Raw genomic sequence first — 16,321 nt, forward strand, 5'->3', positions numbered from 1 at the left:
CGTTCTAGTTGAGCATAGGGGATGCGCCTTCGGTGAGGGCGTCAGTCGTGCCGACCCGCCCGCGACCGGACTGCTTGGCCTCGTAGAGCGCGGCGTCGGCGGCGGAGTACAGGGACCGCAGGTCGTCGCCATGGGTGGGCATGTGGGCGCAGCCGAGGCTGACCGAGACGTCGAGCTGGGTGCCGTCGCCGACGACGAACGTCCGGTCGCGTACGGCGGCCAGGATCTCCTCGGCGCGGGCGAGGGCCGCGTCGAGGCCACATCCCGGGAGCAGCACGGCGATCTCGTCGCCGCCGAGGCGGCACACGACATCGGTCGGGCGGCTGTGCTCGAGCAGCAGGCCGGCGAGCTGCACCAGCACCTCGTCTCCCGCGGGGTGGCCGTGCCCGTCGTTGATCGCCTTGTAGTGGTCGACGTCGATGAGGACGAGTGCGGTGCCGGCGTCGCTGTGCGCGCCGGACAGTGCGGACGCCGCGGCCTTCTCGAGCACCCGTCGCGTCGACAGGCCGGTGAGCGGGTCGACCGCCGCCATCCGCTCGAGCTGGGCGACCATGCGGGCGTGCCGCTCGCTGGCCACGGCCAGCAGGACCGCGGAGGTGACGAGGGCGGCGCTCACGTAGACGGCGTCCACGACGGCCGCGCGCGCCGGCAGCTGGGTGAGGACGACGACCAGCTCGCCACCCACGGACGCCGCGGTCAGCAGGGCTGCGCCGGGCGGGCGCAGCTGGGAGGCGCCGTACAGCGCCGGGAAGAGGAAGAAGGCCTGTGCCGAGACGCCGCTGTCGTGGGTCAGCAGGTCGATCGCGGCCAGGGCCCCGACGGCGAGCAGCGGCCCGAACGCCCAGCCGAGGCGGTGCCGCTCGTCGAACCGGCGCGCCAGGATGCTGAACGCGATCACCAGCGCCACCAGACCGCCCGCGACCGCGATCCCGGACCGGCCGAGGTCCTCGTGCTGCAGGGGCGCGGTGAGGACCGCCACGCCGGCGCCGACCGCGCACAGCGTCGAGACGGAACGGGCGGCGGCGCGGTGGCTGCGGGGCTGCATCCAGTGGACGACGTTCATGGGGCATCCGAGACAGGTGAGGACGGTCGGAGTTCGACGGTAAGCGGGGAGGAGCGTGCGGATCCGGTGATCGCGCAGGCCCGGCACCACCACCCGGACATCCGGACCGATCGTCGGCGCGCCGTGGTGCGACCGGACTAGACCGGCACTGCCGAAAGCCGGTCTTGGATCGCGTTTTGGTAACGTGACGCCGCAAGAGCCCCGGTCCTTGCCGGGGCTTCTCGCTTGTCCGACACCAGCAAGAGAACAAGTGGTGCGTTGAGCAGCCGACCCGGTACGCCGGGACGGAGGGACTCCGTCCGTGCGAAGGAGCAACCAAGATGCCTGCAATCGTGATCGTCGGAGCCCAGTGGGGCGACGAGGGCAAGGGCAAGGCGACCGACCACCTCGGCAGCCAGGTCGACTACGTCGTGAAGTTCAACGGCGGCAACAACGCCGGCCACACGGTCGTCATCGGTGACGAGAAGTACGCCCTCCACCTGCTGCCCAGCGGCATCCTCACGCCCGGCTGCACGCCGGTCATCGGCAACGGTGTCGTCGTCGACATCGACGTGCTGTTCCAGGAGATCGACGGCCTCGAGGGCCGCGGCGTCGACACGAGCAAGCTCAAGCTCAGCGCCAACGCGCACGTCATCGCCGACTACAACCGGACCATCGACAAGGTCACCGAGCGCTTCCTCGGCTCCCGCCGGATCGGTACGACGGGCCGCGGCATCGGCCCGACGTACGCCGACAAGATGAACCGGATCGGCATCCGGGTCCAGGACCTGTTCGACGAGAAGATCCTCACCCAGAAGGTCGAGGGCGCCCTCGAGCTCAAGGGCCAGATCCTCACCAAGATCTACAACCGCCGCGCCCCCTCGGTCGAGCAGACCGTCGAGGGCCTGTTGGCGCACGCGGAGCGGCTGGCGCCGTACGTCTGCGACACGGGGCTGCTGCTCAACGACGCGCTCGACCGGGGCGACGTGGTGCTGATGGAGGCCGGCCAGGCCACCCTGCTCGACGTCGACCACGGCACCTACCCGTTCGTGACCTCCAGCAGCGCGGTCTCGGCCGGCGCCTGCACCGGCACCGGCATCCCGCCGACCCGGATCGACCAGGTGATCGCCATCGCGAAGGCCTACACCACGCGCGTCGGCGAGGGCCCCTTCCCGACCGAGCTGCACGACGACAACGGCGAGTTCCTGCGCAAGGCCGGTTGGGAGTACGGCACCACCACCGGCCGCCCGCGCCGTTGCGGCTGGATGGACACCGTGATCACCCGCTACGCCGCGCGGGTCAACGGCGTCACCGACTTCGTGCTCACCAAGCTCGACACCCTCACCGGCCTGGCCGAGCTCCCTGTCTGCGTCGCCTACGACGTCGACGGGGTGCGCCACGACGAGATGCCGGTCAACCAGACCGACTTCCACCACGCCGTGCCGATCTACGAGAACCTCCCCGGCTGGACCGAGGACATCTCCGGGTGCCGGTCGTTCGAGGACCTGCCCAAGGCGGCGCAGGCGTACGTCGAGTTCGTCGAGGAGCGCTCCGGGGCGAGGATCTCGGTCGTCGGCGTCGGTCCCGAGCGCGAGCAGGCGGTCGTCCGGCACGCCCTGCGCTGACATCTCTCCCCCCGGGGGGGTATGGGATCCCCTTTCCGGGGCACCTCACGTCGGACGTGGGGACCCAGGGGACGTGAGGGTGTGGGGTGGCGCAACAGGCGAGGGTGCTGATCGTTGACGACTCACCGGAGTTGCGCGCCGTCGTGGGCGCGCGGCTCCGGGCGTCGGGCCTGTTCGACGTGGTGGGCGAGGGCGGTGACGGCGGCGCGGCGCTGATGCTGGCGCACGAGCACCAGCCCGACCTCGTGCTGCTCGACACCTCGATGCCGGTGCTCGACGGCCTGGAGTGCCTGCCGCTGGTGCTGGCGGTCTCGCCGGAGAGCAAGGTCGTCATGTACACCGGGTTCGGGGCCGCCGGGCTCGCCGACCGCGCGCGAGAGCTGGGGGCCACGGACTTCGTCGAGAAGTCGGCGCCGCTCGACGTCCTCGTGGACCGCCTGTGGAGCCACGTCGCCGACCCGCTGGCGCCGCCGGTCCCGTCCGGTCCCCGCGGCCGCCCGCTGCGCCTCGCGCGACTCGACGACCCGGCGCCGCAGGCCCAGCGCGTGCTCGACGAGCACCTCGAGCGCTACCGGGAGGTCTTCGACCAGGCCACCATCGGGATGGCGACGATGACCCTCAACGGCAGCATCGTCCGGGCCAACCGCGCACTCGTCGAGATGGTCGGCCGGCCCGCGCAGGACCTGGTCGGCCTCGACTACGGCGTCCTGACCCGTGAGCACGGCGACCAGCTGGACGACGCCCTGGCCCGCGTCACCGACAGCGGGGAGTCGGTCGTCTCGTTCGACCACCCCATCGGGACCGAGCACGTCCGCACCGCTCGGCTCACGCTGACTCCGGTCCGCGACTCCCGCGGCGACGCGCTCTACGTCTTCGCGCAGGTCCAGGACGTCACGACCGAGCTCGCGCTGCGGCGCAGCGAGGAGGACTTCCGCCTGCTCGTCACCGCGGTCAAGGACTACGCCATCTTCATGCTCGATCCCGACGGCCGGGTCGCGAGCTGGAACGCCGGCGCGGCGTACATCAAGGGCTACCCGGCAGAGGAGATCGTCGGCCAGCACTTCCGGGTCTTCTATCCCGAGGGCGACCGGCTCTCCCGCCATCCCGAGCACAACCTGGAGATGGCACTGCGCGACGGGGTGTATGCCGAGGAGGGCTGGCGGGTCCGACGCGACGGGAGCACCTTCTGGGCCCGCGTCGTCATCACGGCGGTGTACGACGACGCCGGTCGGCACCGCGGGTTCGCCAAGGTCACCCGTGACCAGAGCGAGCAGCGGGCTCACGAGGAGGAGCGACGCCGGGCGCTCGAGCAGCAGGCCCACCTGCTGACGGTGACCGCCCACGAGCTGCGCACGCCCGCGGCCGTGATCGAGGGTGCGGTCGGGATGCTGCGCGACGACGGCGACCTCGACCCGCAGGAGCGCCGCAAGCTGCTCGAGGCGATGGCCTCGAGCGCGCTGCGGCTGCAACGGCTGATCTCGGACCTCGGCACGGCCTCGGACGTGCAGACCGAGGCGCTGGCCCTGTCCCCGGAGCCGATGTCGCTGCGCCATGTCCTGACCACGTCGGCCGACCGGGTCCGCGCCGCCCACGGCGCCGCCGCCCGCATCCAGGTGCGGGTCGACCAGGACGTCGAGCTCGTCGCGGACCCCCTGCGGCTCGGGCAGGCACTCGACAACCTGCTCGAGAACGCCCTGCGCCACGGGCGCCCGCCGGTCGCCGTGTCGGGGGAGCGGGCGGAGCGCGGGATCAGGATCGTCGTCAGCGACGCGGGTTCCGGCGTCCAGCCCCGGCTGGTGGACCGCCTCTTCGAGCGGTTCGCCCACGCCGGCCCGACCGCCGGGACCGGGCTCGGGCTCTACCTCGTGCGCGAGATCGCGCGCCTCCACGGAGGCGAGGCGAGCTACCTCGACGACGGGTCCGGCCGCCCGGCGTTCGTCATCGACCTGCCGACCCAGCCGCAGATCCCGCGGTCCTGACGCCCGGCACGCCGGCACGCCCGGGCTCAGTCGACGAGGTCGAACCCGTCCTCGCACTCGGGCGAGCAGTCCAGCCCACCCCACTCCTGGGCGTCACCGAACGACGCCCCGTCGGACAGCATCACCCACAGGACGAGCGGGTCGTCGGGGCCGTTGTCGTTGGCGGTGTAGCGCAGCTCGACGAGGTCGTCGTCGCCGTCGCCGTCGACGTCGCTGAGCGCGCTCCCGGCGACGCCGCTGTCCCATGCGTTCTTGCGCGCCTGCTCCCGGGGGACAGGGGTCGCGTGCCAGCGGGTGCGGGGCTGGAAGGCGTCGTCGGCGATCTCGTAGACGAAGATGACGCGGCCGGTCGCGTTGGGGGCCACGAGCTCGTCGGTGCCGTCGCCGTCGACGTCGCCGACGAGCCACTCGGCCAGCAGCGGCGCGACACCGGCGCCGCCGAGGACCTTCTCGGCGACCATGACGAACCGGCCGTCCTCGGGACGCAGCAGGCGCACCGTGTCGTCGCCCGCGGGGTTCTCGCCGAAGCAGATGACCTCGACCTTCCCGTCCCCGTCGAAGTCGCCGACTCGGGGAAGGCTGCTGGAGAGGTCGGAGGAGTACCACTGCTCGGGGGCGGCGAACCCTCGGTCCCGGGCCAGGGCGACGTACAGCCCGTCCCGCTCGTCGGTCTCGTCGCCGTAGAGGACCAGGTCGTCGCGGCCGTCGCCGTCGAGGTCGCCGGCCGTCGCGCTGTAGGGCTTGATGTCGAAGGCGGGGTCGAGGTCGAGCTCGGTCGACCACGTCTCACCGTCGCCGGGTACGACGGTGATCGCCATCCGGTCGTCGTCCTCGTCGAGCCAGACGACGTCGCGGGCCCGGTCGCCGTCGACGTCGGCGAAGAACGGGTAGCCGACCTGCGCGCCGGCCCGCTGCGGCGAGCCGAACCGCATCCCGGTCGACGCCACGGTGAAGACCGAGAGCGGGTTGAGCGACTCGAAGCGGGTCTGGTGGATGAGCACGTCGCCGTACCCGTCGCCGGTGACGTCGCCCGCGATCACCGGAGCCGGTTCGTCCGCCTTGCCCTCCGCGGCCGGGGCGTCGTCGCGGCCGACCAGCCACGCGGCGCCGCCCGCGACGAGCGCCAGGGCCACGACGCCGGCGACGGCGAGCGGCCACCGCGACCGGCGTCGTACGGCCGACGCCGCGGGCCGCACGGAGGTCCCGGTGGTCCCGGTGTCGGTCGGGGACGGCGGAGCCTCCTGGGCGTCGGGCGGGGCGACGGCGGCGAGGCGCTCGAGGTCCTCGCGGAAGGACGTGGCGTCCGCGTAGCGCTGGGTCGGGTCCTTGGCCAGTGCCCTGCCGATCACGGCGTTGAGGTCGGCGGTGAACGCGGAGTCCCCGGCCAGGCGGGGGATCGGCGCCTGCTGGTGGGCGAGCGCGACCTGCACGTCGCTGCCCTGGTAGGGCTCGTGCCCCGTCAGGCAGGCCCACAGCACGCAGCCGAGGGCGTAGACGTCGCTCGACGGCGTCGCGGGCAGGCCCTCCGCGCGCTCGGGGGACAGGTAGGTCCAGGTGCCGGCGACCGAGCCCGCGGCCGTCGGGGCGGGCCCCTCGATCCCCTCGGCACGGGCGATGCCGAAGTCGCACAGGTAGGCGTGCTGCTCGGGGGTGCCGGGATCGCGGATCAGCACGTTCGACGGCTTCACGTCGCGGTGCACCACCCCGACCCGGTGCGCGTCGGCCAGGCCGCGGGCGAGCTGGGCACACAGCCCGAGCGCCTGCCGCGCCGGCATCGGGCCGTGCTCACGCAGCCAGCTCCACAGGTCGCGCCCGTCGACGTACTGCGTGACGATGTACGGCGTCCCGTCGACCTCGTCGTGGTCGTGGATCGCGATCACGTGGGGAGAGTCGAGCCGGGCCAGGGCCGCGGCCTCGGCCTGGAAGCGCTGGCGGAACTCGTGGGAGGAGGCCAGGGTGCCGGTGATCACCTTGAGCGCGACGGTGCGCTGCAGCCGCGGGTCGGTCGCCGCGAACACCACGCCCATCCCGCCGCGGCCGAGCACGCGGTCGAGCTGGTAGCGGCCGAGCTGCTCGCCGACGTTGGGCACGCGCATGAGGTCTCTCTCCCGAGTCGAGTGGTCAGACGCGGGCCAGTGTGCCCCACGGGAGACACGGGACGTCAGTCGACCATCTGGGGGAGCTCCTCGCAGAAGCGGCAGGGCAGGTCCACCCAGTCGACCGGGTCGGCGAACCGTCCGTCGCCGTTGACCAGGACCCCGAGCCGGTCGCCGTAGTCGCCCTCGAACCGCACCAGGTCCGCGTCGTCGTCGCCGTCGACGTCGGAGAGCAGGTAGCGGTGCGGCGGGAGGGCGGGCCCCTCGGCGATCCGCTTGTTCCAGTCCTCCGCGCTCACGTTGTCGGCCCACGCGGTCCGCAGCTGCGTGAAGGCGTCGCCGTCGAGCGTCGCGACGCCGGCCTGGCCGCCGACGCCCTGGACGGCGACCAGCTCGTCGGCGCCCTTCGCGTCCACGTCGCCGGCGAGCCAGGCGGCGTCGTTCCAGGTCAACGGCGGCAGCGCGACCGGCGGGCCGTCGGTGAAGTGGTCGTCGTCGGCACGCAGCAGGACCAGGTTGCGGGTGAGGTGCTCGGCGTCGGGCGTTCCCTCGGTGAGCAGCACCATGGCCGCGTCGTCGTCACCGTCGTCGTCGAAGTCCCCGAACGCGGCCACCGAGGAGTCGGCGCCGAGGCCGTCGTGCCAGCGGGTCAGCTCGCCGAAGCCGTCGTCGGACAGCGCGACGGCGATGACCGGCCCCGCGTCCGTGTTGCCGTCGACCACCAGGTCGTCGTCGCCGTCGCCGTCGACGTCGGCGAAGTGCTTCGAGCCGGTCAGTCCTGCCATCTCCTCGGGCACCGTGATCGTCGCCTGGTCGATCCGGCCCTCGCTCCCGACGGTCCGCAGGTGGATGTCGTCCTCGGCGCCCGCCCGGTAGACCCACGCCTGCTCCGCGATGCCGTCGCCGTCGACGTCGGCCAGGTGCGGCTCACCCGGCTCGGCCGGCATCGACTCGGGCGACAGGAAGGTGCCGCCGTTCGAGCGGACGGTCCACACGACCCCGCTGGCACCCTCGCCCTTCGGCTCGTGCACCACCACGTCGCCGTACCCGTCGCCGTCGACGTCGCCCTGCACGGTCGCCGTCCGGGCGCCGGGGCCCGGGGCGGCGTCCGCGTCGTCGCGCAGCACCCGCCAGGCGGCCAGGCCGCCGCCGGCCACGGCCAGGGCGGTGACTGCGGCGACCGCGACCGGCCAGCGCCGCCGTCGTGCCGGCGGGGAGGGGGCCGGTGGCGGTGGCGGGGGCGGAGCCTGGGTCGGCGCCGTCGTGGGTCCGGTCGACGGCGCGGCCGTCGGAGGCGGGGGAGGCGGCGCCAGCACCGCGGAGGGCGCGCCGGCCGCGAGGTGCTCGATCTCGGCGCGGGCGGTGGCCGCGTCGGCGGGCCGGTCCTGCGGGTCCTTGGCCATCAGCCGCGCGAGCAACGCGTTGAGCTCGACGGCGAACGGGCTGGTCGCGGGGAGCTGGCGGACGGGGGACTGGGTGTGGGCGATCGCGATCTGCACGTCGGACCCGTTGTACGGCGGCGCGCCGGTCAGGCATGCCCACAGCACGCAGCCGAGGGCGTACAGGTCGGTGCGGACCGTCGCCGCGTCACCGCGGGTGCGCTCCGGCGCGAGATAGGCCCAGGTGCCAGTGATCGCACCGGTGGCGGTGTACCCGCCGGTGTCGCCGCGGGCGATGCCGAAGTCGCACAGGTAGACGTGCTCGTCGGGCGTGCCCGGGTCGCGCAGCAGCACGTTGGCCGGCTTCACGTCGCGGTGGATCACCCCGGCGCGGTGGGCGTCGCTCAGGCCGCGCGCGACCTGGGCGCACAGCCGCAGCGCCTCGTCGGCGGGCAGCGCGCCGCGCACGGCCAGCCACTGCGCGAGGTCCGGCCCGTCGACGTACTGCGTCACGATGAACGGGGTGCCGTCGATCTCGTCGTGGTCGTGGATGTCGATGACGTGGGGCGAGGCGAGCGAGGAGAGCACGGTCGCCTCGGCGTGGAAGCGGTGCAGGAAGGCCGCGTCGGCGGCGTAGGGCCCGGTGATCACCTTGAGGGCGACGGTGCGGCCCAGGTGCAGGTCGGTCGCGGCGAAGACGATGCCCATGCCGCCGCGGCCGAGCTCGCGGTCGATCCGGTAGCGGCCGAGGGTCGCGCCAGGGTGCGGCGTACCGGTCATCAGTGGACGACCTCGATGGTCTGCGGATTGTCGAGGCACCGCTCCCCGTCGGACCCGGCCGGGCCGCACGGGATGGTGCCCCACGTGACCGGTGCCGCCAGGGCGCCGCCCTCGCTGCGGTAGACCTCGAGCGCGAACCCGTCCGGCTGGGGGAACAGGTTGACGAGGTCGCTGTCGCCGTCGCCGTCGACGTCCGCGGCCTGCCACAGGCGCGAGACCCAGTAGGTGTTCTGGTAGTCCCGCGACCGGAACCGCCAGTCGCGGTACTGGTCGGGGGTAGTGGTCCACAGCGGGGTGGACTCGGCGAGCACGCCTTCGGTGAGCCTGCGGGCGGCGAGACCGTGCCGGCCCGCGAGGACCAGCTCGTCGGTGCCGTCGCCGTCGATGTCGGTGACGAGCATGATCCCGCGCGTGTAGCCGGTCACGTCGAGTCGCTGCTCGGTGCCCTCGCGGCGCAGGGCCTTGCCGTCCGAGGTGAGGGTCTGGAGGAGGATGGCGGCGCTGCCGCTACGGGTGACCTGCATGACGATGTCGTCGTGGCCGTCGCCGTCCACGTCGCCGGCGCGCAGGTAGAGCTCGGTCGAGGCGTAGCCGGGTGCCGTCAGCCAGGGCTTCGGCTCCGCGAAGCCGTCGCCCTTCGCCACCGCGACGTCGATCACCAGCTCGTCGTCCTCGTGGAACTCGTTGAGGTAGACCAGGTCGGGCCGGCCGTCCTGGCTCAGGTCGACCACCAACGGGCGCCCCTGGTTGGACCAGCCCTCCCCGGGCCAGCTGGCGTGCCACGGGTCGCCCTCCGCCGGGATCACGTCGACGACGGCCTGGTCGTCCTCGTCGATCGTCGTCCAGACCTGGTCCGCCCGCCCGTCACCGTCGACGTCGGCATGGGTGAGGGTGCCGACGCCGTTGGGCCACGAGGTCGGCGCGGGGGCCGACGCCTCGGTCCGCTCGCCGAAGCTGCCGCCGTCGGACAGCAGTCGCCAGCGGGTGTGCGGCTCGAGGTGGCCGGGCGGCTGGTCGAAGTCACTGGTGTCCGGTGGAGACAGCTCGAGGACCGCGAGGTCGCCGAACCCGTCGCCGTCGAGATCGCCGGTCACGGCGTCGCCGTCGGCGGCGGCCCGGGCCGGTGGGTCCTCGTCGTCGCGGAGGGCCAGGCCGGTGCCGGTGGCGCCCGCGGCCACGACGACGACGGCGAGGGCCGCGACCGCCCAGGGCCAACGGCGCCGGCGCCGGAAGAGAGGGTCGGGGAGCGGGGGGAGCGAGGGCGGAGGGGGCGGCGCGGCGGGTGGTGCGGCGGGCGGCGCGGGTGGTGCGGGCAGGGGGCGCTCGATGGTGGGCCGGGCGGCCGCCGACGGCGACAGCGGCGCCGCGGCGACCAGCCGCTCGAGCTCGTCGCGCACCTCGCCCGCGTCAGCGGGCCGGGCGGCCGGGTGCTTGGCGAGCATCCGGGCCAGCAGGGCGTTGAGGCGGGCCGTGAAGGCGTCGGCCCCGGGCAGCTGCGGCACCGGTGCCTGCGCGTGGGCGAGCGCGACCTCACCCTCGCTGCCGGAGTACGGCGGCGTGCCGGTCAGGCAGGTCCACAGCACGCAGCCGAGGGCGTAGATGTCGCTGGCCGGGGTGGCGGGCGTGCCCTCGGTCCGCTCGGGGGCGAGGTTCGTCCAGCTCCCGACGACGACCCCAGCGGCGGTACGGCGGGGGAGCCCGTCCCCGCGCGCGATGCCGAAGTCGCAGACGTAGGCGTGCTGCTCCGGCGTACCGATGTCGCGCACCAGGATGTTGCTGAGCTTGAGGTCGCGGTGCACGATGCCGGCGCGGTGCGCCGCGCCGAGCCCGCGCGCGACCTGGGCGCACAGCGCCAGCGCGTCCCGCGCGGGCAGCGGCCCGAGACTGCGGACGTGGCGGGCCAGGTCGGTCCCGTCGACGTACTGCGTGACGAGATAGGGGCTCGGCCCCTGGCTGTCGTGGTCGAGCAGGCGGACCACGAACGGCGAGTCGATGCGGGCCAGCATCGCGGCCTCGTCCTCGAACCGTTGGCGGAACTGCGGGTCGGCGGTGTGGGGCCCGGTGATCACCTTGACCGCGACCGTCCGGCCGAGGCGGGTGTCCGTCGCGGCGAAGACGATGCCCATGCCGCCGCGGCCGACCTCGCGCTCGATCCGGTAGCGCCCGAGGACCTCCCCGACCTGCGGTGCCTGCATCCGACCAACCTCCACGCGTCCCGAGCCGTCTGTGGGCACAGTCTGCCCGAGCCGGGTCGGGCGCCGACCCCCACTAGGATCGGCGTCCGTGAAGACCCTCGTCATCGGCACCGGCGGCCGCGAGCACGCCCTGGCTCTCGCCCTCTCCCGCGACCCCGGCGTGGGCGAGGTGCACGCCGCCCCCGGCAACCCCGGCATCGGCGCCTTCGCGACGCTCCACGACGTCGACCCGATGGACGGTGCGGCCGTCGCCGCCCTGGCCCGCTCGCTCGGCGCCGACCTCGTCGTCGTCGGGCCGGAGGCGCCGCTGGTGGCGGGCGTCGCGGACGCCGTACGCGAGGCGGGGATCGCGGTCTTCGGGCCGTCGCGGGCCGCCGCTCAGCTCGAGGGCTCCAAGGCGTTCTCCAAGGAGGTGATGGCCGCCGCCGGCGTGCCGACCGCCGGGTCGCGCACCTGCACCACGCCCGAGGAGGTCGCCGCGGCGCTCGACGAGTTCGGGGCGCCGTACGTCGTCAAGGACGACGCGCTCGCCGCCGGCAAGGGCGTCGTGGTGACCCTCGACCGCGCCGAGGCGCTGGCCCACGCGGCGGGTTGTGGCCGGGTCGTGGTCGAGGAGTTCCTCGACGGGCCCGAGGTGTCGCTGTTCGCGGTCTGCGACGGCACCACCACCCGGCCGCTGCAGCCGGCGCAGGACTTCAAGCGGATCTTCGACGGCGGCCGCGGCCCCAACACGGGCGGCATGGGCTCCTACTCCCCACTGCCGTGGGCGCCCGCCGACCTGGCCGGAACCGTCGTCGACACCGTCGTCCAGCCCACCCTCGACGAGATGGCCCGCCGCGGCGCGCCGTTCGTCGGCTGCCTGTACGTCGGCCTCGCGCTCACCGCCGCAGGCCCGCGGGTCATCGAGTTCAACTGCCGCTTCGGCGACCCGGACGTGCAGCCGGTCCTCGCGCTGCTCGAGTCGCCGCTCGGCTCGCTGCTCCTGGCCGCGGCCGAGGGGCGGCTGGCGGACGTGGAGGCCCCGCGGTTCCGCGACGGCGCCTCGGTCACCGTCGTGCTCGCCTCGGCCGGCTACCCCGAGTCCTCGTCGAAGGGCGACGTCATCACGGGCGTCGGTCGCGCCAACGGGGTCGCCGACGTCGACGTCATCCACGCCGGGACCGCCTTGGTCGACGACGGGGACGGCGACCGCCTGGTCACCGCGGGCGGCCGGGTGCTCGCGGTGCGCGCGGTCGGGTACGACGTCGCCGACGCCCGCTCCCGCGCCTACGCCGCCGCCGACCTCGTCTCCTTCCCGGGCATGCAGCGGCGTACCGACATCGCGGCCGAGCCCCTCGGCGTCGTCGAGGGCGCGTCCCTCAGCCGGGCTGAGGACTCGTGACCACCGTCCGGCGGGCCGGCGACGCCGACCTCGACGCAGTCGCGGCGATCTACGGCCACGAGGTCCGCACCGGCCACGCCACGTTCGACACCACGCCTCCCGCGCGCTCGGTATGGGAGGGGAAGCTCGCGTCCACCCATCCGGGCGACCACTTCCTCGTCGCGGACGTCGACGGGGAGGTGGTCGGCTTCGCCTACTCCGGCCCCTACCGCGAGCGCGGCGCCTACGACCGCACCCGCGAGGTGACCGTCTACGTCGCGCCGGGGGCGGCGGGCCAGGGCCTCGGGCGCCTGCTGTACGACGACCTGCTCGCCCGGATGCGCGCGGGCGGCGTACGCACCGCGCTGGCCTGCATCGCGCTGCCCAACGACGCCAGCGAGGGCCTGCACCGGGCGTGCGGGTTCGAGCGGCAGGGGGTGCTGCGCGAGGTCGGCCGGAAGTTCGACCGGTGGATCGACGTGGTGTGGTGGCAGCGGATGCTGGGGGATTGAGGCCCCCTGTGGGGCGCCGCTGCACGCCGCGTCCGGCGCTGGCAAAGTGGCGCCATGGCTGAGTCCGCCGAACAGGTCCATGCCCGCGTGATGGCCGCTGCCGACGAGCACGGCCGGGTCCCCCTCCCCGACGTCGCCGCGTGGGACGTCTTCCCGTGGGAGGTGGTCGACGGGGTGCTGGCCCCCAAGCCGCTTGCGCCACCCGGTGCCGAGGGCGAGCGCGCCGGCGCCGGCGGAGTGGACTGCCGGATCTGCGACGCCGGTTCCGACGGCGTCATCTGGACCAATGATCGGTGGCGGCTCAAGCATCTTCCCGAGCGCAGCGGGCTGCCGCTCGTGCTGATGCTCGAGCCGTGGGCGCACCTGGACCTGCCCGACCTCGACGATGCGATGGCGGGGGAGCTCGGCGTCCTGGCGACCCGGATCGCTCGCATCGTGGAGGGCCTGGAGCACATCGCCCGCTGCCACGTGCAGCGCGTCGGCGACGGGGCCGAGCACCTGCATGTCTGGCTGCTCGCGCGCACCGCTGGCCTGCCGGCGGTCAGGGGCTCGTTCGTCGTCGACTGGGACGACATCCTGCCGCCGGGACCGGAGGATGTCTGGCGGGTCGACCTCGCGGCGGTGGCCCAGCAGCTGGCCGCCTACGACGGCCGGGCGGTGGCCCTCGATGACTGAGCCTGTTCAGCCCGCCGGCGTGCGTACCGACCGCCTGCAGCTGGTGCTGTGGGACGAGCCGACCGTGACCGCGATCCGCTCCGGCGAGCGGCTGCTGGGCTGGCACCCGGAGTTCCCCCGCGAGGACGACCGCGGCGCCGCCACCCTGTGGCACGACGGCGACCCGTGGGGTCCGCGGTCGATCGTGTCGCTCAAGCAGGGCGTGGTGATCGGCTCGATCGGGTTCTTCGGTCCGCCCCAGCCGGCCGACGACGAGGTGCCCGAGGTCGAGGTGGGCTACGGGCTGGTGGCCGAGGCGCGTGGGTACGGACTGGCGACCGAGGCGCTCGGCGCGCTGCTCGCCCGCGCCGACGCGGCGGGCGTGCGGGTGCGGGCCTCGATCGCGCCCGACAACGCCGCGAGCCTGCGGGTGGCGGCCAAGGCCGGATTCACCGGGGTGCGCGGGAGCAACGAGGACGGCGAGCTGGTCCTGGTGCGTCCCGTCCGCTGACGCTCGTGGAGTACGGCGGGCCGGGCCAACCGTGGGAGAATCACCACCCGTGACCGTCCCGAACGTCCTCGCCACCCGCTACGCCGCCGCCGACCTGACCGCCATCTGGTCGCCCGAGCACAAGATCGTCCTCGAGCGGCAGCTGTGGATCGCCGTCCTCAAGGCGCAGAAGGACCTGGGGATCGACGTACCCGACGGCGTCGTCGAGGCCTACGAGAAGGTCGCCGACCAGGGTGCGGACGCGGTCGACCTGGCGAGCATCGCGGCCCGCGAGCGGGTCACCCGCCACGACGTGAAGGCGCGGATCGAGGAGTTCGCGGCCCTCGCCGGGCACGAGCACATCCACAAGGGCATGACCAGCCGCGACCTGACCGAGAACGTCGAGCAGCTGCAGGTCAAGCAGTCCCTCGAGCTGCTGGTCGAGCGTGCGGTCGCCACCCTGGCCCGCCTCGGCCGGCTCGCCGCCGAGCACGAGGCCACGGTCATGGCCGGTCGCAGCCACAACGTCGCGGCGCAGGCCACCACCCTCGGCAAGCGGTTCGCCACCGTCGCCGACGAGCTGATGATCGCGGTGGAGCGGATCGAGGACCTCCTCGGCCGCTACCCGCTGCGTGGCATCAAGGGTCCGATGGGCACCGCGCAGGACATGCTCGACCTGCTCGGCGGCGACGCCAACAAGCTCGCCGACCTCGAGAAGCGGGTCGCGCAGCACCTCGGGTTCGACCGGGTGCTCACCAGTGTCGGGCAGGTCTACCCGCGCTCCCTCGACTTCGACGTGCTCTCCGCGCTGGTCCAGCTGACCGCGGCCCCATCCAACCTCGCCACCACGATCCGCCTGATGGCCGGCAACGAGATCGTGACCGAGGGCTTCAAGGAGGGCCAGGTCGGCTCGTCCGCGATGCCCCACAAGATGAACACCCGCTCCTGCGAGCGGGTCAACGGCCTCGCCGTCGTGACCCGCGGCTACCTGTCCATGGTCGGCGAGCTCGCCGGCGACCAGTGGAACGAGGGCGACGTCTCGTGCTCCGTCGTACGACGCGTCGCGCTGCCCGACGCCTTCTTCGCCGTCGACGGCCTGTTCCAGACCTTCCTCACCGTGCTCGACGAGTTCGGTGCCTTCCCGGCGGTCATCCAGCGCGAGCTCGACCGCTACCTGCCCTACCTCGCCACCACCAAGGTGCTGATGGCCGCGGTCCGCAACGGCGTCGGCCGCGAGAGCGCGCACGAGGCGATCAAGGAGGCCGCGGTCGGCACCGCCCTCGCGATGCGCCAGGGCCAGGCCGAGAACGACGTCTTCGCCAAGCTCGCCGCCGACGAGCGCCTCGGCCTCACCGAGGAGCAGCTGCAGTCGCTGGTCGCCGAGCCGATCACGTTCACCGGTGCCGCGGTCGCGCAGACCCAGGAGGTCTGTCGCCAGGTCGCGGCCGTCGTCGCCGCGCACCCCGGCGCCGCCGACTACCACCCGGGCGCGATCCTCTGACCTCGGTGGAGGTCGCCTTCCCGGTCCCCGCGGACCGGGCCTTCGCCTACCTCGAGGACCCGCGCAACCGGCCGCAGTGGCAATCCTCGCTGCGCGCCGTCGCTGACGTACGACGACAGGGCACCGCGTGGACCGACGTCACCGTGGTCCCGGGCGTGCGCCCCCGCATGCGGACGACGCTCGCCGAGCCGCCGTACCGCTGGGTCGAGGAGGGCGAGCTCGGCCCGTTCCGGGCCCGGCTCGAGCTGCGCTTCACCGCCACCGGTGACGGGGGCTGCACGGTGAGCGCGGACTTCGCCGTGCGGGGCCTGGGCCTGGGGAGACTCCTCACCGCCGGCGCCCGGCCGGCCGTGGTGGCCGACCTGCGTCGTGCGGCGGGCCGCCTCAGGCAGGCTTGACGTCCAGCACGACCTCGAACTCCAGCAGGCTGGCGCCGGTCGAGACCGGCTTGCGCGGGGCCTCGCCCTCCGGCGTCGCGTGCGCGGCGCGGGCATCGCCGTCGCGCCACGCGGCGAACGACTCTTCGTCGGCCCAGTGGGTGACGACGAAGTAGCGGTCCTCGCCGGCGGTGGGCCGGAGCAGCTGGAAGCCCAGGAAGCCGGGGGAGCCCTCGACCGCGCCGGCGCGGGCGGCGAACCGCTTCTCCAGCTCGGGGCCGGCGTTCGGCGGGACCTGGATGGCGTTGATCTTCACGACGGACATGCCTCG

At 73.8% G+C, this 16,321-nt stretch carries 13 protein-coding genes; 8 read left to right on the plus strand and 5 right to left on the minus strand.

The features are described 5' to 3' along the window. Window positions 1-4: 4 nt before the first annotated feature. The gene (locus FBY23_RS05275; RefSeq protein WP_141797189.1) at window positions 5-1,063 is read right to left on the minus strand and encodes a GGDEF domain-containing protein; all 1,059 of its coding nucleotides are present in this window, start codon (window positions 1,061-1,063) and stop codon (window positions 5-7) included. A 320-nt stretch (window positions 1,064-1,383) separates the two neighbouring features. On the opposite strand from FBY23_RS05275, the gene FBY23_RS05280 reads away from it, so the two are divergent. Then, complete coding sequence (locus tag FBY23_RS05280; RefSeq protein ID WP_141797190.1) at window positions 1,384-2,667, plus strand: adenylosuccinate synthase; 1,284 nt, start codon at window positions 1,384-1,386, stop codon at window positions 2,665-2,667. Window positions 2,668-2,771: 104 nt separating this feature from the next. Beyond that, on the plus strand, window positions 2,772-4,646 hold the full coding sequence (locus FBY23_RS05285) for a PAS domain S-box protein (RefSeq protein ID WP_260805766.1): 1,875 nt from the start codon (window positions 2,772-2,774) through the stop codon (window positions 4,644-4,646). 26 nt (window positions 4,647-4,672) lie between these two features. Here FBY23_RS05285 and FBY23_RS05290 read toward each other — a convergent pair whose 3' ends face one another. The 3 genes from FBY23_RS05290 to FBY23_RS26810 form a co-directional block, all read right to left on the minus strand. Continuing rightward, entirely contained in the window at window positions 4,673-6,742 is a 2,070-nt protein-coding gene (locus FBY23_RS05290) for a protein kinase domain-containing protein (protein WP_141797192.1), read from the minus strand. 65 nt (window positions 6,743-6,807) lie between these two features. Continuing rightward, a complete protein-coding gene (locus FBY23_RS05295; protein WP_141797193.1) occupies window positions 6,808-8,901 on the minus strand; it encodes a serine/threonine-protein kinase in 2,094 nt (697 codons plus the stop codon). Continuing rightward, the gene (locus FBY23_RS26810) at window positions 8,901-11,096 is read right to left on the minus strand and encodes a serine/threonine-protein kinase (protein WP_160158167.1); all 2,196 of its coding nucleotides are present in this window, start codon (window positions 11,094-11,096) and stop codon (window positions 8,901-8,903) included. The genes FBY23_RS05295 and FBY23_RS26810 overlap by 1 nt, the downstream gene beginning before the upstream one ends. Before the next feature lie 88 nt (window positions 11,097-11,184). Between FBY23_RS26810 and purD the strand changes: the two genes are divergently transcribed. Genes purD through FBY23_RS05330 form a run of 6 tightly spaced genes read left to right on the plus strand, consistent with a single transcriptional unit; the run spans window position 11,185 to window position 16,011 of the window. Then, a complete protein-coding gene (gene purD, locus FBY23_RS05305; RefSeq protein WP_141797195.1) occupies window positions 11,185-12,477 on the plus strand; it encodes a phosphoribosylamine--glycine ligase in 1,293 nt (430 codons plus the stop codon). Then, entirely contained in the window at window positions 12,474-12,968 is a 495-nt protein-coding gene (locus FBY23_RS05310; RefSeq protein ID WP_141797196.1) for a GNAT family N-acetyltransferase, read from the plus strand. Before purD ends, FBY23_RS05310 begins: the two co-directional genes overlap by 4 nt. Before the next feature lie 54 nt (window positions 12,969-13,022). Next, window positions 13,023-13,643, plus strand: coding sequence for a hypothetical protein (locus FBY23_RS05315; RefSeq protein WP_141797197.1), 621 nt, complete (start codon window positions 13,023-13,025; stop codon window positions 13,641-13,643). Beyond that, window positions 13,636-14,133 (plus strand): GNAT family N-acetyltransferase, encoded by a 498-nt coding sequence (locus FBY23_RS05320; protein WP_141797198.1) that lies wholly within the window; start codon window positions 13,636-13,638, stop codon window positions 14,131-14,133. Before FBY23_RS05315 ends, FBY23_RS05320 begins: the two co-directional genes overlap by 8 nt. Window positions 14,134-14,182: 49 nt before the next feature. Then, window positions 14,183-15,613 carry an adenylosuccinate lyase gene (gene purB / locus FBY23_RS05325; protein ID WP_141797199.1) on the plus strand — a complete coding sequence of 477 codons (1,431 nt, stop codon included), beginning with the start codon at window positions 14,183-14,185 and terminating at the stop codon, window positions 15,611-15,613. A gap of 5 nt (window positions 15,614-15,618) precedes the next feature. Next, entirely contained in the window at window positions 15,619-16,011 is a 393-nt protein-coding gene (locus FBY23_RS05330; RefSeq protein ID WP_222117732.1) for an SRPBCC family protein, read from the plus strand. Here FBY23_RS05330 and FBY23_RS05335 read toward each other — a convergent pair. Further along, window positions 15,998-16,315, minus strand: coding sequence for an antibiotic biosynthesis monooxygenase (locus tag FBY23_RS05335; protein ID WP_141797200.1), 318 nt, complete (start codon window positions 16,313-16,315; stop codon window positions 15,998-16,000). The two genes, FBY23_RS05330 and FBY23_RS05335, sit on opposite strands and share 14 nt — an antisense overlap. Between the last annotated feature and the right edge of the window lie 6 nt (window positions 16,316-16,321).

The sequence above is a fragment of the Nocardioides sp. SLBN-35 genome, from assembly GCF_006715725.1.
Taxonomy (GTDB): Bacteria; Actinomycetota; Actinomycetes; order Propionibacteriales; family Nocardioidaceae; genus Nocardioides.

Coding starts and splice junctions, on each gene's coding strand:
- FBY23_RS05275 (WP_141797189.1), bottom strand. CDS start 1,063: ATGAACGTCGTCCACTGGATGCAGCCCCGCAGCCACCGCGCCGCCGCC.
- FBY23_RS05280 (WP_141797190.1), top strand. CDS start 1,384: ATGCCTGCAATCGTGATCGTCGGAGCCCAGTGGGGCGACGAGGGCAAG.
- FBY23_RS05290 (WP_141797192.1), bottom strand. CDS start 6,742: ATGCGCGTGCCCAACGTCGGCGAGCAGCTCGGCCGCTACCAGCTCGAC.
- FBY23_RS05295 (WP_141797193.1), bottom strand. CDS start 8,901: ATGACCGGTACGCCGCACCCTGGCGCGACCCTCGGCCGCTACCGGATC.
- FBY23_RS26810 (WP_160158167.1), bottom strand. CDS start 11,096: ATGCAGGCACCGCAGGTCGGGGAGGTCCTCGGGCGCTACCGGATCGAG.
- FBY23_RS05315 (WP_141797197.1), top strand. CDS start 13,023: ATGGCTGAGTCCGCCGAACAGGTCCATGCCCGCGTGATGGCCGCTGCC.
- FBY23_RS05320 (WP_141797198.1), top strand. CDS start 13,636: ATGACTGAGCCTGTTCAGCCCGCCGGCGTGCGTACCGACCGCCTGCAG.
- FBY23_RS05335 (WP_141797200.1), bottom strand. CDS start 16,315: ATGTCCGTCGTGAAGATCAACGCCATCCAGGTCCCGCCGAACGCCGGC.